The 21,204-nt window shown below is 54.1% G+C and carries 20 protein-coding genes; 12 read left to right on the forward strand and 8 right to left on the reverse strand.

Annotated elements, in window-relative coordinates; translation table 11 throughout:
* Nucleotide 1 precedes the first annotated feature (1 nt).
* The 5 genes from HVX64_RS06195 (at nt 2) to HVX64_RS06215 (ending at nt 7,396) form a co-directional block, all read left to right on the forward strand.
* Entirely contained in the window at nt 2-643 is a 642-nt protein-coding gene (locus tag HVX64_RS06195) for a hydrolase (protein WP_044259006.1), read from the forward strand.
* A gap of 139 nt (nt 644-782) precedes the next feature.
* On the forward strand, nt 783-1,328 hold the full coding sequence (locus tag HVX64_RS06200) for an antibiotic biosynthesis monooxygenase (RefSeq protein ID WP_043001615.1): 546 nt from the start codon (nt 783-785) through the stop codon (nt 1,326-1,328).
* A 21-nt stretch (nt 1,329-1,349) separates the two neighbouring features.
* Nucleotides 1,350-3,218, forward strand: coding sequence for an amidohydrolase (locus tag HVX64_RS06205; RefSeq protein ID WP_044259004.1), 1,869 nt, complete (start codon nt 1,350-1,352; stop codon nt 3,216-3,218).
* Between the two features lie 114 nt (nt 3,219-3,332).
* Nucleotides 3,333-6,005, forward strand: a complete 2,673-nt coding sequence (locus HVX64_RS06210; protein ID WP_044259003.1) for a DUF2339 domain-containing protein — start codon at nt 3,333-3,335, stop codon at nt 6,003-6,005.
* The gene (locus HVX64_RS06215; RefSeq protein WP_044259000.1) at nt 6,002-7,396 is read left to right on the forward strand and encodes a DUF3999 domain-containing protein; all 1,395 of its coding nucleotides are present in this window, start codon (nt 6,002-6,004) and stop codon (nt 7,394-7,396) included. The genes HVX64_RS06210 and HVX64_RS06215 overlap by 4 nt, the downstream gene beginning before the upstream one ends.
* A 100-nt stretch (nt 7,397-7,496) precedes the next feature.
* Here the strand turns inward: HVX64_RS06215 and fba are convergent, their stop codons facing one another.
* The 7 genes from fba to acpH all read right to left on the reverse strand — a co-directional run bounded on the left by fba (nt 7,497) and on the right by acpH (nt 13,413).
* Nucleotides 7,497-8,357: a class II fructose-1,6-bisphosphate aldolase gene (gene fba / locus HVX64_RS06220; RefSeq protein ID WP_044258997.1), complete on the reverse strand. Its 861-nt coding sequence runs from the start codon at nt 8,355-8,357 to the stop codon at nt 7,497-7,499.
* 29 nt (nt 8,358-8,386) lie between these two features.
* Nucleotides 8,387-9,349 carry a PfkB family carbohydrate kinase gene (locus tag HVX64_RS06225; protein ID WP_044258995.1) on the reverse strand — a complete coding sequence of 321 codons (963 nt, stop codon included), beginning with the start codon at nt 9,347-9,349 and terminating at the stop codon, nt 8,387-8,389.
* A 66-nt stretch (nt 9,350-9,415) separates the two neighbouring features.
* On the reverse strand, nt 9,416-10,807 hold the full coding sequence (locus tag HVX64_RS06230) for a PTS ascorbate transporter subunit IIC (protein WP_044258993.1): 1,392 nt from the start codon (nt 10,805-10,807) through the stop codon (nt 9,416-9,418).
* 20 nt (nt 10,808-10,827) lie between these two features.
* Nucleotides 10,828-11,115 carry a PTS sugar transporter subunit IIB gene (locus HVX64_RS06235; RefSeq protein WP_004099415.1) on the reverse strand — a complete coding sequence of 96 codons (288 nt, stop codon included), beginning with the start codon at nt 11,113-11,115 and terminating at the stop codon, nt 10,828-10,830.
* 5 nt (nt 11,116-11,120) lie between these two features.
* Nucleotides 11,121-11,564, reverse strand: a complete 444-nt coding sequence (locus tag HVX64_RS06240; protein WP_044258989.1) for a PTS sugar transporter subunit IIA — start codon at nt 11,562-11,564, stop codon at nt 11,121-11,123.
* Between the two features lie 460 nt (nt 11,565-12,024).
* Nucleotides 12,025-12,627, reverse strand: coding sequence for a peroxiredoxin (locus tag HVX64_RS06245; RefSeq protein ID WP_043001608.1), 603 nt, complete (start codon nt 12,625-12,627; stop codon nt 12,025-12,027).
* Nucleotides 12,628-12,831: 204 nt separating this feature from the next.
* Nucleotides 12,832-13,413, reverse strand: a complete 582-nt coding sequence (acpH, locus tag HVX64_RS06250) for an ACP phosphodiesterase (RefSeq protein ID WP_044258986.1) — start codon at nt 13,411-13,413, stop codon at nt 12,832-12,834.
* 92 nt (nt 13,414-13,505) lie between these two features.
* Between acpH and queA the strand changes: the two genes are divergently transcribed.
* From queA to HVX64_RS06285, 7 genes are all read left to right on the forward strand, one after another.
* Nucleotides 13,506-14,576 carry a tRNA preQ1(34) S-adenosylmethionine ribosyltransferase-isomerase QueA gene (queA, locus tag HVX64_RS06255; protein WP_044258985.1) on the forward strand — a complete coding sequence of 357 codons (1,071 nt, stop codon included), beginning with the start codon at nt 13,506-13,508 and terminating at the stop codon, nt 14,574-14,576.
* 54 nt (nt 14,577-14,630) lie between these two features.
* Nucleotides 14,631-15,758 (forward strand): tRNA guanosine(34) transglycosylase Tgt, encoded by a 1,128-nt coding sequence (gene tgt, locus HVX64_RS06260; RefSeq protein WP_012133574.1) that lies wholly within the window; start codon nt 14,631-14,633, stop codon nt 15,756-15,758.
* A gap of 22 nt (nt 15,759-15,780) precedes the next feature.
* Complete coding sequence (yajC, locus tag HVX64_RS06265) at nt 15,781-16,113, forward strand: preprotein translocase subunit YajC (protein ID WP_042324569.1); 333 nt, start codon at nt 15,781-15,783, stop codon at nt 16,111-16,113.
* Between the two features lie 27 nt (nt 16,114-16,140).
* On the forward strand, nt 16,141-17,988 hold the full coding sequence (secD, locus tag HVX64_RS06270) for a protein translocase subunit SecD (RefSeq protein ID WP_071888433.1): 1,848 nt from the start codon (nt 16,141-16,143) through the stop codon (nt 17,986-17,988).
* A gap of 10 nt (nt 17,989-17,998) precedes the next feature.
* On the forward strand, nt 17,999-18,970 hold the full coding sequence (secF, locus tag HVX64_RS06275; protein ID WP_043001604.1) for a protein translocase subunit SecF: 972 nt from the start codon (nt 17,999-18,001) through the stop codon (nt 18,968-18,970).
* A 153-nt stretch (nt 18,971-19,123) separates the two neighbouring features.
* Entirely contained in the window at nt 19,124-19,489 is a 366-nt protein-coding gene (locus HVX64_RS06280; protein WP_044258981.1) for a VOC family protein, read from the forward strand.
* Nucleotides 19,490-19,504: 15 nt separating this feature from the next.
* The gene (locus HVX64_RS06285; protein ID WP_043001602.1) at nt 19,505-20,197 is read left to right on the forward strand and encodes a YafY family protein; all 693 of its coding nucleotides are present in this window, start codon (nt 19,505-19,507) and stop codon (nt 20,195-20,197) included.
* A gap of 43 nt (nt 20,198-20,240) precedes the next feature.
* Here the strand turns inward: HVX64_RS06285 and HVX64_RS06290 are convergent, their stop codons facing one another.
* Complete coding sequence (locus HVX64_RS06290; protein WP_044258980.1) at nt 20,241-21,125, reverse strand: nucleoside-specific channel-forming protein Tsx; 885 nt, start codon at nt 21,123-21,125, stop codon at nt 20,241-20,243.
* Nucleotides 21,126-21,204 lie beyond the last annotated feature (79 nt).

Consider the following 21,204-nt stretch of genomic DNA (forward strand, 5'->3'; position numbering starts at 1 on the left):
TATGTCTATTCGGGAACTGATTAATCCCTCTAACTCGACGCTCATTTTTATTGATCATCAGCCGCAAATGGCATTTGGGGTTGCGAATATTGATCGCCAGACGCTGAAAAATAATACCGTCGCACTGGCGAAAGCAGGCAAAATATTTAATGTGCCGGTCATTTATACTTCAGTCGAAACAAAAAGTTTTAGTGGTTACATCTGGCCTGAGTTACTGGCGGTGCATCCGGATGTGAAACCTATCGAACGTACTTCCATGAACTCCTGGGAAGACGCGGCCTTTGTGAACGCCGTGGCGGCGACCGGGCGTAAAAAGCTGATTATCTCTGCGCTATGGACTGAAGTGTGCCTGACCTTCCCGGCACTGATGGCGCTGGAAGCCGGTTACGAAGTGTATGTGGTGACGGATACCTCCGGCGGTACCTCTGTTGATGCGCATGAGCGCGCGATCGATCGCATGGTGCAGGCCGGTGCCGTACCGGTGACCTGGCAGCAGGTTCTGCTGGAGTACCAGCGTGACTGGTCGCGCAAAGAGACCTATGACGCGGTGATGGATCTGGTTCGTGAACACAGCGGCGCTTACGGCATGGGCGTGGATTATGCCTACACGATGGTGCATGGCGCACCGGAACGTAAGGCCTGATTCTGAATTAAAAACCAGGAAAATCAATTCATTGATTCTCGGCTGATAACCACAAAGAAGGGAAAACCACCTTTTTCCTTCTTTGTCAGCAGTCTGATGGCGGGGTAACCCGCCATTAACCTTCAGCAAGGAACCCGACATGGCGCAGAATAAACCTGTGACGCTGGTGATTACGCATACTTTGCAGCCCAATCAGGCGGCGCGATATGAACAATGGCTGGGGAAAATTATGCCGGTTGCGGCGGAATTTCCCGGACACCTTGGCGCGAACGTCATTCGCCCGACGGACGGGCACAATCTGTGGAGCATCATCATTCGTTTCGACACGCTCGAGCATCTCTATAACTGGACGCAATCAGATACGCGACGGCTCCTGGTCGAAGAGATCGCTCCGCTGTTGGCGGAAGGCGATAAAACCGAGATCCACACCGAAGCGGCATTCTGGTTTACGCCCCCCGCGCCACACGTCCGTCAACCGCTGCGCTGGAAGCAATTCCTGATCACTTTGCTGGTTATTTTTCCCAGCACTAATCTGGTGCCGTGGCTGACCGGCATGCTATTGCCGTCGCTGAAGGGAACGCTGTTACTGCATCTGATTAACGATGCCTGTGTGGTTGCGCTGGTGGTCTGGTTGTGGATGCCCATCGTAACCCGTCTGTTTGCCGGCTGGCTAAAAAAAGCCTGATCGGCTTATCAGGAGAACGTTATGTCTCAAACTGCCTCATTGATTCTGACCCACGGAAAAATACATACCCTCGACAGCCATAGCCCGCAGGCGGAAGCCGTGGCGATCAAGGACGGAAAAATTCTCGCCACGGGAACGCACGACCAGGTGATGCGTTTTGCCGCAGACGGTACACAGGTGGTTGATCTGAAAGGTCACACTGTGATTCCGGGGCTTAATGATTCCCACCTGCATCTGATCCGCGGTGGGCTGAATTACAATCTGGAACTGCGCTGGGAAGGAGTACCCTCGCTGGCCGATGCGCTGCGTATGCTGAAAGAACAGGCCGACCGAACGCCTTCGCCACAGTGGGTTCGCGTGGTGGGCGGCTGGAGTGAATTTCAGTTTGCCGAACGCCGGATGCCGACGCTGGAAGAGCTTAACGACGCCGCGCCGGATACTCCCGTTTTCGTGCTGCATCTGTACGATCGTGCACTGTTAAACCGCGCGGCGCTGAAAGCCGTGGGATACACCAAAGCGACACCCGATCCGGCAGGCGGCGAGATCGTCCGTGATGGTAACGGTAACCCTACCGGGATGCTTATCGCCAAACCTAACGCCATGATCCTTTACTCGACGTTGGCGAAAGGGCCAAAACTGCCGCTGGAGATGCAGGTGAACTCCACCCGCCAGTTTATGCGTGAACTGAACCGTCTCGGACTGACCAGCGCCATCGACGCTGGTGGCGGTTTTCAGAACTACCCGGAAGATTACGAGATCATCGAGCAACTGCATGCCAACAATCAGATGACGGTGCGCATTGCCTATAACCTGTTTACGCAGCGACCGAAGCAGGAACTGGAAGACTTTGAGCGCTGGACCGATATGCTCAAGCCGGGCCAGGGGACCGATTTCTACCGTGCGAACGGAGCCGGGGAGATGCTGGTCTTCTCCGCAGCGGATTTCGAAGACTTCCTGCAACCGCGCCCGGATTTACCGCAAGGCATGGAGGATGAACTGGAGCGCGTGGTGCGCCACCTGGTGGAGCACCGCTGGCCGTTCCGTCTGCATGCCACTTACGATGAATCGATCAGCCGGATGCTGGATGTGTTCGAGAAAGTGAACCGTGATATTCCGTTCAATGGCCTGCACTGGTTCTTCGACCACGCCGAGACTATCAGCGAGCGCAATATCGATCGCGTGAAAGCGCTGGGCGGCGGCATTGCGGTACAGCATCGTATGGCCTTCCAGGGCGAATACTTTATCGACCGCTACGGGAAAGAAGCGGTGAAACAGACACCGCCAGTGGCGAAAATGCTGGCCGCCGAGGTGCCGGTGGGGCTCGGAACGGATGCCACCCGCGTCGCCAGCTATAACCCATGGACGGCGCTGTACTGGCTGGTTTCCGGGCGCACGGTCGGCGGTACGGCGATGTATGACGACAACAACCGTTTACCGCGCGACGTGGCGCTGGAACTGTGGACGGCAGGGAGCGCGTGGTTTTCCAGCGAGCAAGGCAAAAAAGGGCGCATTGTCAAAGATCAACTGGCCGACCTGGTGGTGCTGTCAAAAGACTACTTCAGCGTCACGGAAGAGGAGATCAAAGGTATTGAGTCGGTGATGACGATTGTCGATGGCAAAGTGGTGTATGCCGCCGGACCGTTTACTCCGCTCGCGCCGCCAGCGATCCCGGTCGTCCCGGACTGGTCTCCGGTGGTGAAAGTGCCGGGGCACTATCGCGCGGCGCCGCCAGCCGCCGCGAAAGCAAGCGCCGTGGTGCAGATGCACCAGTGCTGCGGGAGCTGCGGCGTACACGGTCATCAGCATGATATTGCCCGCCAGTCGGGGATCCCGGTGTCTGACGATCGAGCCTTCTGGGGCGCGCTCGGCTGTTCGTGCTTCGCATTTTAACGCGCCAGCCGGATGTGTCGTTAACGGCATATCCGGCATTTTCACCTTCAGAGATAGCGCGAATGCAACAATTTGTGTCAATCTTAGTCGATCCCGTACAGTGAAGGTGAATACATGGACGACCTTTTAATCCTCGGCTGCATCATTTTGTTCTTCGCACTGGTCGTGGTGCCTGTTCTGGCGATTGTCGCCATCAGCCGAAGTTCAACGACGCGTGATGAGCTTGCCCGCTTACGCCGTCGGGTAGAGGAGCTTGAACAACGTGGCGTTGTTGCCCCTGCGATAACACCAGCGGCAGCGGCACCGGTTCAGCCTGCGGAGACGGTTATGGAGCGCGACCCAGACCCGATTCCGGTGGCGGCGCCAGAACCTGAACCTGAACCCAAACCGGCTCACGTCAACCCCTGGCGCTCGTATACGCCGCAGAACACGGCAAGCGCCGAGAAAATCGTCGAAAGAGACGTCCCTGTTGCCGCCGCGCAACCCTCCGCTTTTGGCGGCGTGATGTCATCGCTGGTGCGCTGGTTTATGCAGGGCAATCCGCTGGCTAAGCTGGGGATCCTGCTTCTCTTCCTCGGTCTCTCTTTCCTGTTGCGCTATACGGTCGAGCACTCCCTGTTCCCGCTTGAGCTGCGTCTGGTTGCGGCGGCGCTGTTTGCGATTGTCCTGCTGGCGATAGGCTGGCGTCTGCGGCATAAACAGCCGATCTATGCTCTCATTTTGCAGGGTGGGGCGACAGGTGCGCTCTATCTCACCGTCTTTGGCGCGTTTCGCCTCTGGCAAATGTTGCCGATGACGCTGGCCTTTGTGCTGCTGGTGGTTATCTGCGCAGCAAGCGTAGGACTGGCGATTCTGCAAAAAGCGCTCAGTCTGGCGATGCTGGCAAGCCTCGGTGGCTATCTTGCCCCACTGCTGCTTTCGACGGGAAGCGGTAACTATGTCGCGCTGTTCTCTTTCTATTTGCTGCTTTCTGTCGGCATTCTGGCGATCAGCGCCTGGCAACACTGGCGCGAGCTTAATCTGCTCGGGCTGCTTTTTACCTTTGGCGTTGGCGGCCTCTGGGGGCTGGATGACTATCAGCCAGCGTATTACCTGAACTGCCAATTGTTCCTGATAGCCAACATTCTGCTTTTTGGCGTGCTGAGCGTGGCGCTGTCGCTGCGAGCGCAGACGAAGGGCAAACAGATTATTGATGGCGTTTTGTTGTTTGCGCCGCCGCTGATCGGTTTTGGCATGCAGTACGCCATTATCCGCCACTGGGAATATGGTCCGGCGCTCAGCGCGTTGGGCTACGGCGGTTTTTATCTGGTGCTGGCCTGGCTGGCATTACGTCGCTACCCGTCGTTGGGCCGACCGCTGGTGCTGGCGGCACTGGCGCTGGGCGGCGCGTTTACCACGCTGGCGATACCGCTGGCGCTGTCGGCGCAGTGGACGGCCATGGCCTGGGCGCTGGAAGGGGTGGGGATCCTGTGGCTGGGAGTACAACAGCAGCAGCGACGCATGAGTTACAGCGGTACCGCACTGCTGGTGCTGGCGCTCGGCAGCGCGCTGTGGGCGCAGGCGAACGGCACCACTGCGCTTTCGCTGATGCTGATCTTTGCCGTCCTTAGCGTTTGCTGGCTGGCAGGGGCGTGGCTGTGGCGCAAGATTCATCTGCGCGGCAGCATGGGACTGCTGGCGGGCGGGGTGATATTCTGGATTGTGGCGCTCGCGGGCGCGGCGCAGTGGCAGTTGACCTCCGATTCGCAGGTGATGGCGGGCGTGCTGGCGCTGATGGCCGTGTCGGTCTGGGGCTGGCGATTTGCCGCCGCACGCCTGACGTGGCAGGCGCTGGATGCCTGCAAATGGTTGCTGTGGCCGATGATGCTGGTGGCGCTGCTGTTTCAGATTTCTCAGCAGCAGATTTTTGCCGCAGGCTGGCAGAATCTGGCCTGGTGTCTGGCATTGCCGGCGGCGGTGGCGTTGCTCTGGCGTGATGCTGAGGCGTTGCCGCCGCGTCTTTCCAGGCTGGCGCATCTCTCATTCTTCTGGATGATTCTGTTGGCGCTGGCGGCGGAACTGTTCTGGTTTGCCCGCGACCTGCCGTGGGGCATGGCGGCCTGGGGCAGCGGTGTGGCAATGGCGGCAGGCGGTGCGCTGATTTTCCTCGTCGCAATGGCCGTTCGTCGTCAGTTCTGGCCGTTCCGGGTCTGGCCCGCGCTGTATGCCTGTCAGGCGCTGATTCCCGTCGCGGCGGCATTGGTCGGGCTGTTAGTGCTGACCAATTTGCAGGACGGCGTAGTCTACCGTCAGACCTGGCTACCGCTGCTCAATCCGCTGGAAGAAGGGGCGGCTTTTGCATTACTGGGATTGATCGTGTTTTATCGCGCCTGCCTGCGCTTTTTCCCGGTGCAGGTGTCGGTATGTCGTCCGTGGCCAGTGGTTGCCCTGGTCGCACTTGGCTTCTGGTGGCTGAACGGTATGCTGTTGCGCGCGTTGGCCTGGTATAGCGACGTGGCGTGGAACATGGAAGCGCTGTGGCATTCGCGGCTGATTCAGACCTGTTTTGCGCTGTTCTGGATGCTGGTGGCGCTGGTGGTGATGCTGCGCGCGACTCGCTATCGTTCACGCCGGGAATGGCTGTGCGGGGCGGCATTGTTAGGGATTGTGATTGTGAAACTGATGTTGGTGGACAGCGCGCGTGGCGGCGGCCTGGCGCGTGCGGTTGCGTTTATCGGTGTGGCTATACTGGTGCTCATTGTCGGGTATTTTTCACCGTTACCGCCCAAAACTGGAGAAGAAAAATGAAATGGATGAAAGCGGTATTATGTAGTGTGCTACTGGGCGTGGCAGGCACCGCCATCGGCAGTGATGACGTGAAGGAGTCACCGAGGGATTACGCGACGGGCGTTATGCTGGAAACGCTCGGCACATCGCCGTGGTATCGCGTGTCGCTCCCGCAGGCGGTGTACCTGGGGACCGCCTGGCCAGATTTGCGCGACGTCCGCGTTTTTAATCATGCGGGGGAGACGGTGCCGTTTACGCTGGTGGCGCAGAAAACCCAACCCGTTACACCGCAAACGGTCACGCTGAGACTCTTCCCGCTGGATATGTCGCCCGTCCCGCCGCGTGAGGAGGGGAGACGTAGCGGGGAATCTTTTGTCTTACGCTCGAAGACCGGCATTGAAATTCATCTGGAAAGTGATGACGTTAAAACGGTTGGACAGAGCTATTTACTGATGCTGCCGGAGGAGATGAAAGACGACTTTTTCCTGGAGCAACTGCGTCTGAACTGGGAGACCCCGACGGGCAACTGGCAGGGGAAAGCGTCGGTCTATGCCAGTCGTGATTTACGCTACTGGCGGTCCGTACAGGAAGAGGCGCCGCTGCTGGCGCTGACGCGTGATAACGATCGGCTGAAAATGGATACCATCAGCGCCAGTCTGAGACTTTCTGCCGATGGGAATCGTTATCTGCTGGTGATCCTCGATTCGCAAAGCCCGGCGCTGACGTTAAACAGCGTCACCGCCATTGCCGAAAACAGCGCGCCGGAATCTGCACGAATCGAGATCGGCGCGCAAGAGGAAAAGGTGTCCAATGACGAAGCGATCTGGCGCTGGACACAGCCGCAGCCTCTGACTTCGCTCAGCATCGTTCTGGATGATGAAGGCGTTTTACCGGTAGAGCTGGCGTGGCGTAGCGCTGAAAAAGCGCCCTGGCAGCCACTGACGAAAACCGTGCTTTATCGCCTGAACGGCAAGCGTTCGGAGGATATTCGTCTTTCCGGTGGGCTGGTTGACGCCGTTCGGATGACGACCATTAACGCTCGCTTGCCGGAGAGACTGCCTGCGCTGAGCGGCGCGCGCGACAGCTATCAACTGGTGTTTAATACTCAGGGAAAAGGGCCTTACATGCTGGCCTGGGGCAACCGGGCGGCGCAAAAAGCGGATATCGGTCTTGATCTGTTGATTCCAGTGTCGCTGCGTAAAACGCAGGAGATAGACGCTCTGCCACGAGCCACGCCGCAGAATGAGGTCGCCCTCGGCGGCGAGGCGCGACTGACGGCAACATCGGCTGCCGAGCAACAAAGCCAGTGGAAAACGGTGCTGGTGTGGGTGGCGCTGATACTGGGTGTTGCCATTCTGGCGCTAATGGCCTGGCGTATCTGGCGGGAAGTCAAAAAGGATGGGACGCAGTAAGCGATAAAAAGGCTCGCCGTCAGCACGATATCGCCCGCCCCGGCGTTGACCGGCGGCGGGTTTTCCCTGAGATGGCGTCACACGATGAGGCCAAACGTTTCTAATAGCGGTTTTGCGAGCCAAACAGTTCGATGCGCCGCGCAATCATCTCGCGTACCGGTTTTAGCCCCTGATTGATCACTTTCCGCGGGTCATTGACGTCGTGACCGGTATCGGCAGCAAATATCGCTTTCACTTCCTGGCACCAGGCGTACATGTTTTCGGTATTGACGTTAATTTTTGCCGTCCCGCAGGCAATGGCTTTACGCATGTCATCGTCTGCAATACCGGTGCCGCCGTGCAATACCAGGGGGACTTTCACCAACTCGGAAATGGTTTTCATCTCCGTAAACCCTAGTTTAGCTTTGCCTTTATACAGTCCATGGGTTGAACCCAGCGCTGCCGCCAGGCAATCGACCTGGGTTTCTTTGACCAGGGTATAGCACTCCTGTGGGTCGGCGTAGATAACCTCGGAATTGACAATACCATCTTCACTGCCGGCGATGGTGCCCAGCTCAGCCTCAACCGAAATGCCTTTGCTGTGGGCCAGTTCAACCAGATGACGGGTAATGGCCAGGTTCTCGTTAAACGGCAGGTGCGAACCATCAAACATAATAGAACTGAATCCGGCGTCGATAGCCGCTTCGCAGGCTTCACGAGTGGTCCCATGATCCAGGTGCAGTGCGACCGGAATATCAATGTTTAAATAATCCATCGCATTCACCACGATGTCATGAATACATTTTAATCCCAGCATATGTTTAACTGTACCGCCGGAAACGCCTAAAATAACCGGAGAGCGTAGCTGTTGTCCGGTGTTTAATACCGCACCGACCCATTCCAGATTATTGATATTGAATTGTCCTACGGCATAACCGTCCCGTAGGGCATGCCGAAGCATGTCCTTCATAGAAACTAACATAATCACCTCTTGATATTCATTAAAAGCAATTACTCGCCAAAATATTGCTTTAAGTTTCTTTCGTAGCTATTTAACGAGTTGTGGACAACGGCAAGGTCCGGCATAGATTCGCGGACACCTTTTTTCTCTATGGAAATGGCGGCAGTCAGGCTGGCAAATAAAATGATATTATCAATATGCCATGAATAATGAACGCCGTAAGTAAAGGCACCGTGGAATACATCTCCTGCGCCAGTGGTATCAACGGCATTGCACAGCCAGGCAGGCACAATTTGCAGCATACCATTTTTTAATAGCGCGCAGCCTTTTTCCCCGAGGGTAATAAAGGCTTCCCCACGGCAAATTTTATTTAACTCAATTAGCGCTGCTTTAATTCCCGCTTCGGTACTCAGGGCACGATATCCCATATAGTCACGGGCAAAATGCTCGCTGACCACAAAATAATCGGTCCAGGCCGCTAGTTTAATATTACTGTCACGTAATGAACCGCCGTCCATGACCACCCGTGCCGATGGCAGTTTCTTAATTAAATATTCACTGATTTCGGCTTCATGACCATCAATTAATAGCGTTACGGGCTCGTCTGACGCAATCAACCGTTCAGCCAAATCATCAAGCTTGAGCTTCTGGTCATAAGTCAGCGAAGGTGGCGTTTGCATTTTACGGGTAATTATCGTCCGCGACCCCGTTAAGCGGTTTACCAGCACCGATGCCAGCGGTGTGATCATTTCATCAGAGAACACGACCTGACTGGTATCGACACCCGCCTGGGCAAACTCATCAATAATACGCTGACCGTAAAGGTCCTGGTTCAGATGGCCAATGTAATAAACATCTTCACCCCATAATCCCAGCAACCACGCCGCATTTGCTGCCGGGCCGCCGCCACTTTCAATAAAGTCATGGCAGAAATTTTTGGTATTTTCCTGCGGCCATTCGTTCAAAAAGAAAAACTGATCAAAACATGAAAACCCGATGGACAAGATAGCCATAACAACTCCTGATTATTTTGTCAGCTGCGGGAAGACATCCCTTCCCGCAGGGAAAAATGAAACGGCTTATTCATTTTTCTTATCCGCAGTGAGCTCCTCATAGCTGAGCGTGTCACCGACTACGCGAACCGAACGGAAGCAGAATGGCACCAGCAGCGCGACGATAAGCGCCAGACAAATCAGGTAGATAGTGATCTGACCAAACTGGGTGAAGGCGTTACCGATAATAATTCCCCACACTGCGAAATCAAAGTCAGCGAAGGTGCTGTTTTCAAAGCCCAGGTTCCCCAATGCCGGAAGCAGCATGGCTGGCAGGAAAGCAAGGAATATGCCGCCGATAAAGGAGGCGATGATGCAGCCGCGTTTACCGCCAAGCTTGTCGGCGAATACCCCGGAAGTCCCGCCACAGAAGAAGTGCGGTACCATGCCCGGAATAATCAGCGCCATTCCCAGTCCGCCCAACATGAGCATACCGACCAGACCGCCAACAAATGAGCTGATAAAGCCTACGACGACTGCCGTTGGGCTGAAGGTGAAGAAGACCGCGCAGTCAACAGCAGGGATCGAGTCAGGAATCAGCTTCTGGCTAATCCCCTGGAATGCCGGAACCAGATCGCCGAGGATCAGCCGCACGCCGTTGTAGACGATGGCGACGCCAACCGCAAACTGCAGACCGGTAAGAATAGAGAAGATCAACATGTTCTGATCCGTTATCGTACGGAGATATTCAGTGCCAGCGACGGCGCTGCATACAAAGTAGATAATGAACATCACAATCCCGGTTGTGACCGTGGTATCGCGCAGAAAACCCCACTTTTCTGAGATTTCAGTATCGGCGAATGAGTTTGCCGGGTTACCGGTTTTGGTGGCGATCCAGGCTGAGATGTAATAGCCCAGGGAGCCAAAGTGTCCCATCGCGATACCGCCGTCTTCGGTCACCTGTTTGGTATAACGCTGGCCGATTGCCGGAGAAATGGCCGACCATGAGCCGAGCAAGAATCCGCCAATTAAAACCAACATCCAGCCGCGGAATTCCGCGGCCTGGAGAACCGCCGAAAACAGGCACGCCAGAAAGAACGAGTGGTGGCCGGTCAGAAAGATATATTTGTACTTGGTACAGCGAGCAATAATGAGGTTAAAAATAAAACCTAACAGCAAAATACTCATGGTTTCCACACCCAGCACCTTCTGTGCGACGGAAACAATGGCCTCGTTGTTAGGGATTACGCCGCGAATATTAAATCCGGCTTCGATAATTCCACCAAGCGGGTTCAGGTTGGCAACGATAACGCCAGCACCTGCGCTTAACATTAAATACCCTAAAATAGGTTTTAAGGTACCGGTGAGCAATTTATTCCCAGGAGAGCGTAGCGCCACTAAGCCGACAAAGGCGATAATCCCCATCAGGAATGCGGGTTGGCTAAATATTTCTGATAAGAAACTAAGAATAGCCTGCATGATCGTTCCCTCAATAATGATTAAGAGTGAGTCGCAGCAATTTTGGTAAGTGCTTCGGTAATATCTTCAGCAATTTTCGCTTTATGCACGTAGCTGCGAATAATGGCGACGTTACAATGCGCAGGAAACTGGTTTGCCAGCTCTTTAATCGTGACATAAAGATCGGCTTTTTCTCCTACAGCGTTAGCGAAATCAACGGAAGCAACGTCGGCTTTGATGCCTAATTCATCACATATTTTTTTGACATTATTCGCAGCCATTAATGAACTGCCAATACCGTTACCACAAACCGTTCTGATAACTAACATAATGACTACTCCATTTGTTTTTGGATGAAATGTAATACTGAATGAATGTCATTTTCCTGCTGAAGAAAGGTCACGATATCGGACTCAATCAATGAGGCGATCAGCTGGATCATTTTTATATGACTATCGGCATCCGCGCCTGCAATGGCGATGATGACGTTAACCGGATCAAATTCCTCATGGTCAAAGGCAATTGGTTGTTGACTGGTGACTAAAGAAAATCCGGTCAGCAATGCGCCTTTTTCTGGCCGGGCATGGGGCATCGCCAGGCCATAGTCGATAACAATAGCGGAGCCGAAATCCCGGTAGACCTTAACCATTTCACTGACATATTCCGGGCGACAAATATTTTGTCGGACCAGTAACGAGCCAGCCAGTTCGATAGCCTGCTCGGGGCTGGAAATATTCTGCTTAAGCGTGATCAGTCCAGGGTTAAAAATAATGTCCATCATCCGATCCTTAATGCGTTCATATTCCTGAATATGATCATGGCCAAATATAGCAACAAAAATTATGGGACAGATCACATATGGATTTTTAAATGTTGAAGCCGATCACATCAGGGGAATGTTGGCGTTATTTTGTCGACAAACGTTTTATTTTTTATTTTGTTTTATATCAATGCGTTAGAGTTTACCTTTTTGGCGTGGAAGAAATGGAAAGGAAAGATAAGCAGTCAAATGTCTGAATTTAAAATGAAGAAATGCGATTTTTATCACAAATAATGGGGCGTTTTTTTCACAAAGTTTGAACGAGTTGGCAAAAATCAGGCTCGAGGGCGATCCTACTCATTGATGACATCAATATTTGTATGGCGATGCGTTAAAAAGATGTTGCGTGATGGTAGGGTCAGGCGGTCAGAAACAAAAAAGGCTCGCCGTGGCGAGCCTTTTCGTTAATTCATGCCGATTACAGGCTGGAGACGTTTTCGGTCAGGTATTTTGCAACACCGTCCGGAGAGGCGTTCATACCTTCTTTGCCTTTTTCCCACTGTGCCGGGCAAACTTCACCGTGCTCTTCGTGGAACTGCAGCGCGTCAACCATACGCAGCATTTCGTCGATGTTACGACCCAGCGGCAGGTCGTTAACCACCTGGTGGCGAACCACGCCATTTGCGTCGATCAGGAAAGAACCACGCAGCGCAACGCCCGCTTCCGGATGTTCGATGCCATAGGCTTTCTGGATTTCACGCTTAACGTCAGCAACCATTGCGTATTTCACTGCACCGATGCCGCCTTTGTCGACAGGGGTGTTACGCCATGCGTTGTGGACGAATTCAGAGTCAAAAGAAACGCCAACCACTTCAACGCCGCGCTTCTGGAATTCTTCATAACGTTTGTCGAACGCGATCAGTTCAGACGGGCAAACGAAGGTGAAATCCATTGGCCAGAAGAACAGAACGGTCGTTTTGCCGTTGGTGTGCTGTTTGAAATTGAAGTTCTCAACAATCTCACCGCTACCGAGTACCGCAGCTGCTGTGAAATCCGGAGCCTGACGAGTCACCAGTACCATATTATTCTCCTGCAAAGTTAAGGGTTTTTAGAACGCAACGCGGGCCAGTATAGAAGGTGAAGGCGAATAAGACAAAGAGGCACTGGCAATCGTTCAGTGAGCTTTTACCTATCAATATTCTCAGGGGATCCGGTAAGCGAAAGCGCCACCGGGCAAATCGCCGGGAGGCGGCTTTGCTTTATCCGGTCGACTGAACTACGGGTATCAGAGCGTTTTCTGCCTGGCTTGTTCCATCATGCGCGGATAAAACCGCCAGAAGCGCGCTTCCAGGGCATCATAATGGTTGTCCAGGTCATACCAGGAATCGCGAAGCGCATCCAGACGCGGTCGGCGACTCGCCATTCCGTTCAACACATTCTGAATAAAATCCATATCGCGATAACGCTCCAGCCACTTTTCCGACCACAGATAGTTGTTCAGATTGACAAAACGCGGCGGCGAATCGGGCAGAATAACCGACACCTGCTGATGGGCATAGCGCACGAACGCCGGTAGCGGCATGTCCGGGGACAGCTGTGACCAGTGGCGCGACAGGAAATGATCCCACATCACGTCGAGCGTGATCGGCGCAACACGGCGCGTTTCTGGGCGAAACCACGCTTTGGCCTCCGTTACCTCGGGCAGGTTATCGGTTAGCACATCGATGCGGCGATGCATAAAAATACCGTCGACAACCTCCGGGCAATAGTCCTCTGCGGGGTTGCCGCGCACAAAATCGGCCAGCAAATTGCCGGAAAGAGAGCTGTCAGCGAGATGAGCGAGATGCAGATGAGCGAGAAAATTCATGCGTTTTATTTTTCCAGAAGCGGCTAGTTGTTGCAGCAAGAGGGTGTGAGCACTAGACTATGCCGCCTGTTTTTAAGTCACGAGTATACGTCATGCGCGTCGCCGATTTCTCCTTTGAACTACCTGAATCCCTGATTGCTCACTATCCCATGCCTGAGCGCAGCAGCTGTCGCTTACTGTCACTGGATGGGCCAACGGGCGAGCTGACGCACGGCACGTTCACCGATTTGCTCGACAAGCTCAACCCAGGCGATCTGCTGGTGTTTAATAATACCCGCGTGATCCCGGCGCGTCTGTTTGGCCGTAAAGCCAGCGGCGGTAAGATTGAAGTGCTGGTCGAACGTATGCTCGATGATAAACGTATTCTGGCACATATTCGCGCTTCTAAGGCGCCGAAACCGGGTGCGGAGCTGCTGCTGGGCGATGATGAGAGCATCAAAGCGACCATGACCGCGCGCCACGACGCGCTGTTCGAGGTGGAGTTTGATGACGCGCGCACGGTGCTCGATATCCTGAACGCCATCGGCCATATGCCGCTGCCGCCGTACATTGAGCGCCCGGATGAAGAAGCCGATCGCGAGCTTTACCAGACGGTATACAGCGAAAAGCCCGGTGCCGTTGCCGCGCCGACCGCGGGGCTGCACTTTGACGAACCGCTGCTGGAAAAACTGCGCGAGAAAGGTGTCGAGATGGCGTTTGTAACGCTGCACGTCGGCGCGGGGACATTCCAGCCGGTGCGTGTGGACACCATTGAAGATCACATCATGCACTCCGAATATGCGGAAGTGCCGCAAGAGGTGGTGGACGCGGTGCTGGCGGCGAAAACGCGCGGCAACCGGGTGATTGCGGTTGGCACGACCTCAGTGCGTTCTCTGGAGAGCGCGGCGCAGGCGGCGAAGAACGCGCTTATTGAACCGTTCTTTGGCGACACACAAATTTTCATCTATCCAGGTTATCAATACAAAGTGATTGATGCGCTGGTGACTAACTTCCATCTGCCTGAATCGACATTGATTATGCTGGTCTCGGCATTTGCCGGTTATCAGCACACGATGAATGCATACAAGGCTGCGGTAGAACAACATTATCGCTTTTTTAGCTACGGGGACGCGATGTTTATCACGTACAATCCGCAGGCTATTTCTGAGCGCGTCGGGGAGTAAATCCGCGGCGCAGGTTGACACGTTGGACTGTTTTTCTGACGTACTGGAGAAAAAATGAAATTCGAACTGGATACCACCGACGGACGCGCCCGCCGTGGCCGCCTGGTGTTTGATCGTGGCGTTGTGGAAACGCCTGCTTTTATGCCGGTGGGGACCTACGGCACTGTTAAAGGCATGACGCCGGAAGAAGTTGAAGCCACTGGCGCGCAGATTATCCTTGGTAATACCTTCCATCTCTGGCTGCGTCCAGGCCAGGAGATCATGAAGCTGCATGGCGACCTGCATGATTTCATGCAGTGGAAAGGCCCGATTCTGACGGACTCCGGCGGTTTCCAGGTTTTCAGCCTGGGTGATATCCGTAAGATCACCGAACAGGGCGTACACTTCCGCAATCCGATCAACGGCGATCCGATTTTCCTTGATCCAGAAAAGTCGATGGAGATTCAGTACGATCTCGGTTCCGATATTGTCATGATTTTTGACGAATGCACGCCGTACCCGGCGGACTGGGACTATGCTAAACGATCGATGGAGATGTCACTGCGTTGGGCGAAGCGTAGCCGCGACCGTTTTGATGGTCTGGGCAACAAAAATGCGCTTTTTGGCATCATTCAGGGCAGTGTTTACGAAGATTTACGTGATATCTCTGTGAAAGGTCTGGTAGAGATTGGCTTTGATGGCTACGCTGTCGGCGGTCTGGCTGTGGGTGAGCCGAAGGAAGATATGCATCGCATCCTTGAGCATGTTTGCCCGCAAATTCCGGCAGATAAACCGCGGTACCTGATGGGCGTCGGTAAACCTGAAGATCTGGTTGAAGGCGTGCGTCGCGGTATCGATATGTTTGACTGCGTGATGCCAACCCGCAATGCGCGTAATGGTCACCTGTTCGTGACCGATGGCGTGGTGAAAATTCGCAATGCGAAGCATAAGAGCGATACCAGCCCACTCGATGCTGAGTGTGATTGCTACACCTGTCGCAATTATTCACGTGCCTACTTGCATCATCTTGATCGTTGCAACGAAATATTGGGCGCGCGACTCAATACGATTCATAACCTGCGTTACTACCAGCGTTTGATGGCGGGTTTACGCAAGGCTATTGAAGAGGGTAAATTAGAGAGCTTCGTGACCGATTTTTACCAACGTCAGGGTCGACCGGTTCCACCTTTGAACGTTGATTAATTTTAATAATGAGGGAATTTGAATGAGCTTTTTTATTTCTGATGCGGTAGCGGCAACAGGTGCTCCGGCGCAGGGCAGCCCGATGTCTCTGATTCTGATGCTGGTGGTGTTTGGTCTGATTTTCTATTTCATGATCCTGCGTCCACAGCAGAAGCGCACTAAAGAGCATAAAAACCTGATGGCCTCCATCGCGAAAGGTGATGAAGTCCTGACTAACGGTGGCCTGGTAGGCCGAGTGACCAAAGTTGCAGAATCTGGTTACATCGCTATCGCACTGAACGATACCACTGAAGTGGTTATCAAACGTGATTTCGTAGCTGCCGTTCTGCCGAAAGGCACCATGAAGGCGCTGTAATAGTAACTTTTCCCTAAGGGAACTGCCGTGTTAAACCGTTATCCTTTGTGGAAGTACATCATGCTGATCGTCGTCATTGTCGTCGGCCTGCTGTATGCGCTTCCCAACCTGTATGGTGAGGATCCGGCCGTTCAAATCACTGGCGCGCGCGGTGTCGCCGCCAGTGAGCAAACGCTGATCCAGGTCCAGAATACGTTACAAAAAGAAAAAATTACCGCTAAGTCTGTGGCACTGGAAGAGGGCGCGATTCTTGCGCGCTTCGACACCACCGACACCCAACTGCGTGCACGTGAAGCGCTGGTGGACGTGCTGGGTGATAAATACGTCGTGGCGCTTAACCTTGCTCCGGCAACTCCGCGCTGGTTGGCGGCCATCAAAGCAGAACCGATGAAACTCGGTCTTGACCTGCGCGGCGGCGTTCACTTCCTGATGGAAGTGGATATGGATACCGCACTGGGTAAACTGCAGGAACAAAATATCGATAGCCTGCGCAGCGATCTGCGTACAGAAGGCATCCCGTATACTACCGTTCGTAAAGAAGACAATTACGGCCTGAGCATCAACTTCCGTGATGCTGACGCACGTGATAAAGCGATTGCTTATCTCAGCAAGCGTCACCCGGATTTGGTTATCTCAAGTCAGGGCAGCAATGCGCTGCGCGCGGTGATGACCGATGCACGTCTGAGCGAAGCGCGTGAATACGCGGTACAACAGAACATCAATATCCTGCGTAACCGTGTGAACCAGTTGGGCGTCGCCGAACCGGTGGTACAGCGCCAGGGCGCGGATCGTATCGTGGTCGAGCTGCCGGGTATTCAGGACACGGCGCGTGCGAAAGAGATTCTTGGCGCGACAGCGACGCTGGAATTCCGTCTGGTCAACACCAACGTTGATCAGTCTGCGGCGGCATCCGGGCGTGTTCCAGGTGATTCCGAAGTGAAACAGACGCGTGAAGGTCAGCCGGTTGTGCTGTACAAACGCGTTATCCTGACCGGTGACCATATCACTGACTCCACTTCAAGCCAGGACGAATACAACCAACCGCAGGTAAACATCTCGCTGGATAGCGCAGGTGGCAACATCATGTCTAACTTCACCAAGGACAATATCGGTAAACCGATGGCGACCCTGTTTGTGGAGTACAAAGACAGCGGTAAAAAAGACGCTAACGGTCGCGCGGTGCTGGTGAAACAGGAAGAGGTGATTAACATCGCCAACATCCAGTCTCGTCTGGGTAACAGCTTCCGTATTACCGGGATCAACAACCCGAACGAAGCGCGTCAGCTTTCTCTGCTGCTACGTGCCGGTGCGCTGATTGCGCCGATTCAGATTGTTGAAGAGCGGACCATCGGTCCAACGCTGGGGATGCAGAACATCAAGCAGGGCCTGGAAGCGTGTCTGGCCGGTCTGGCGGTGTCCATCCTGTTCATGATTCTGTTCTACAAGAAGTTTGGTCTGATTGCGACCAGCGCGTTGATTGCTAACCTGGTACTGATTGTTGGCATTATGTCGCTGCTGCCGGGGGCAACGCTGAGTATGCCGGGGATTGCGGGGATCGTCTTAACCCTTGCCGTCGCCGTCGATGCGAACGTCCTGATCAACGAACGTATCAAAGAAGAGTTGAGTAACGGACGTTCGGTGCAGCAGGCGATCAACGAAGGGTATGCGGGCGCCTTCAGTTCCATCTTTGATGCGAACATTACGACGCTGATTAAGGTCATTATCCTGTACGCCGTCGGCACCGGGGCAATTAAAGGGTTCGCGATTACTACCGGTATCGGTGTGGCGACGTCGATGTTTACCGCGATCGTCGGTACTCGTGCCATCGTAAACCTGTTGTATGGCGGCAAGCGCGTCAAAAAGCTGTCAATCTGAGGAGTGCGAAGTGGCACAGGAATATACTGTTGAACAATTGAACCACGGCCGTAAAGTCTGGGACTTTATGCGCTGGGACTACTGGGCTTTCGGCATCTCAGGCCTGTTGCTGGTATTGGCCATCATCGTGATGGGCGTGCGCGGCTTTAACTGGGGTCTCGATTTCACCGGTGGTACGGTGATTGAAATCACGCTGGAAAAACCGGCTGAGATGGACGTGATGCGCGACGCGCTGGAAAAAGCGGGCTTTGTTGATCCGCTTTTACAGAACTTCGGCAGCAGTCACGACATCATGGTCCGTATGCCGCCGACCGAAGGGGCCAACGGCGGCCAGGTGCTGGGCAGCAAAGTGTTGAGTGTGATTAATGAATCCACCAACCAGAACGCAGCGGTGAAGCGTATTGAATTCGTCGGACCGAGCGTAGGTGCCGATCTGGCGCAAACCGGTGCGATGGCGCTGCTGGCAGCGCTGATCTCCATCCTGGTTTACGTTGGTATCCGTTTCGAATGGCGACTGGCGGCGGGCGTGGTTATCGCGCTGGCGCACGACGTCATCATTACGCTGGGGATCCTGTCGTTATTCCATATCGAGATCGACCTGACTATCGTGGCATCGCTGATGTCCGTTATCGGTTACTCGCTTAACGACAGCATCGTGGTGTCTGACCGTATTCGTGAAAACTTCCGCAAAATTCGTCGCGGGACGCCTTACGAAATCTTTAACGTGTCACTGACCCAGACGCTGCACCGTACGTTGATTACCTCCGGTACGACGTTAATGGTTATCCTGATGCTGTTCCTGTTTGGTGGTCCGGTGCTGGAAGGCTTCTCGCTGACTATGCTTATCGGGGTGTCCATCGGTACGGCATCGTCCATTTATGTGGCATCGGCGCTGGCGTTGAAACTTGGTATGAAGCGCGAGCATATGCTGCAACAGAAAGTCGAGAAAGAAGGGGCGGATCAGCCGTCAATTCTGCCGTAACCCGATTTTCAGTTCACGCTCAGAAATCCCGGTCATTCGATCGGGATTTTTCTTTTCTTCCTTTCTCTTGTCCTGCAATCACTCCTGACACTATGCTGTCAGGAGCCCTGTTTTATCCTCTTCCTGAACTTACCCACACAGGCAGGAGGAACGATGAAAAGCATTATTAACTGGTTTGAAATTCCCGTAACGGATATGGAACGCGCGATTGCGTTTTATGAGCCGGTCATGGGGCTGTCGCTGCGTCGTGAAAAAATGGATTTTGCCGATCTGGCGGTTTTCCCGTATGACGAACCGGCCGCCGGTGGGGCGTTGGCGAAGTTTGATGGCATCGCGCCTTCATTACAGGGCGCCATTATTTATCTGCATACGGACGATCTCAGCGCCACGCTGGATCGCGTCGCCAGTGCCGGTGGCAACTGCGTTTTTGGTCCGCTCGATCTCGGTAAAGAGATTGGTACCATCGCGCTGTTTACTGACAGCGAAGGCAATCGTGTGGGGTTACATCAACCGGCTTAATCACAGAGAGCAACTATGACCCGTCGCGCTGACCGTTTATTTCAGATAGTCCAGATCCTGCGTGGCAGGCGGCTGACAACGGCAGCGCTGCTGGCGGAACGGCTTGAGGTGTCAGAGCGGACGATCTATCGTGATATCCGTGACCTTTCGCTCTCCGGCGTGCCGGTCGAAGGGGAGGCGGGAAGCGGCTATCGGCTGATGGCGGGGTTTGATCTCCCGCCGCTGATGCTAACGCACCGGGAATCGGAAGCGCTGATTGCCGCCATTCGTCTGCTGCACACCTGGGGCGGTGATCTGCTCTCCAGAGAACTGGAGTCGGCGCAGGAAAAGGTGCTGGCGATATTACCGGAAGAAAGCCGACGTAAAGCCGAGCAGGCACGTATTTTCGCGCCGGATTTTGGCAGGCAACAGCATTCACGTAGCGCGTTCGATATGATCCACCGGGCGGTGAGCACGCAACAGGTGCTGGCGTTACATTATCGTGATGAGGCGGGGCAGCTCACCTGGCGGGACGTGCAGCCGTTAGGGATTTTTTTCCAGGGAGAGTTCTGGCTGCTGGTAGCCTGGTGCGAACGGCGCGAGGACTATCGCTGTTTTCGTGTCGATCGCTGTTTAAGCATCACGCCGCTCGACAGGCGATTTAGCGAGTGCGCCGATCGATCGCTGAGTGATTTTTTACGTAAGATCCGCGACGAAACGCACGCATAAAAAAGCCAGCGCTCTGGCTGGCTTTTGCAGGAAAGGAATGTTATCAGAAGTTGTAGCCGACAACCAGATAGCCACCCCAGCCGGTAGATTTCACGTTGAAGTTACCTTTGCCGAAGTTCAGCTCTGCGTCGTCGTTCCACTGACCCCCGTTGTGCCAGTAACGCGCTACGACTGAATAGTGCCAGTGGTCGTAGTTCAGCGCCAGAATATGGCTGGAGGCGATGGAATCGTTGGTACGCGCTTTGTTGCCGTTCAGATCGGAGAAGTCGTTGTCGCCCAGATCGGAACCCCAGTCAAAGTTGGTGAAACCGATATAGCTCAGGTTACCGCCCCACAGTTCGGTAATCGGAACAAAGTATTTCACTTTGAAACGGTAGCCGTCCCACTCGTTTTCGTTAGCGGCGCCATAGTTCTGCCACTGATATTTCGCATATACGTTCAGAGACAAACTCATCGGCAGGCCAGTATCAATATCGGTACCCAGACCCATGTACCAGGTGCTCTGACGGCCATCTTTGTTACGACCCATGTCGTAGATGTAGTTATTGGCGAAGTACCACTCTTTAAACGGACCGAAGCTCAGGTCAGTGCCGGTCAGTTTGTCGATGGAGAAACGCGGTTCGATTTCCATAAACAGCGGAGAACCGTGATTCCAGATCCCTTTCGCGTCGGTGTTACCACCGAAGAAAACCGGCGCATCCATGTAGCCATAGAAGTCAAACCAGTCTTTCTTCGCGAAAGCTTCATATTCCAGGTAGGTATCGTTACGGAGCTGCGGTCCGAAACGGGTGTGATAGCTACCGACGACGTTGACGCTCTGGTGCCACCAGTCTGAAAGATACTGCGGTTTGTCATTTTCCGCAGCATTTGCGGTGAATGTCGAGGAGAGCGCGAGCACGGCACCGGCTGCAAGTAATGTTTTTTTCATATTGTATGCCACTGTTTGAAATCCCTGACGGGAGTGAAAAAGGCGCAAATAGCGTTTCTGAATAATTCATGTTTCTGGG

This window comes from Citrobacter sp. RHB20-C16 (assembly GCF_013890155.1).
Taxonomy (GTDB): domain Bacteria; phylum Pseudomonadota; class Gammaproteobacteria; order Enterobacterales; family Enterobacteriaceae; genus Citrobacter_A; species Citrobacter_A amalonaticus.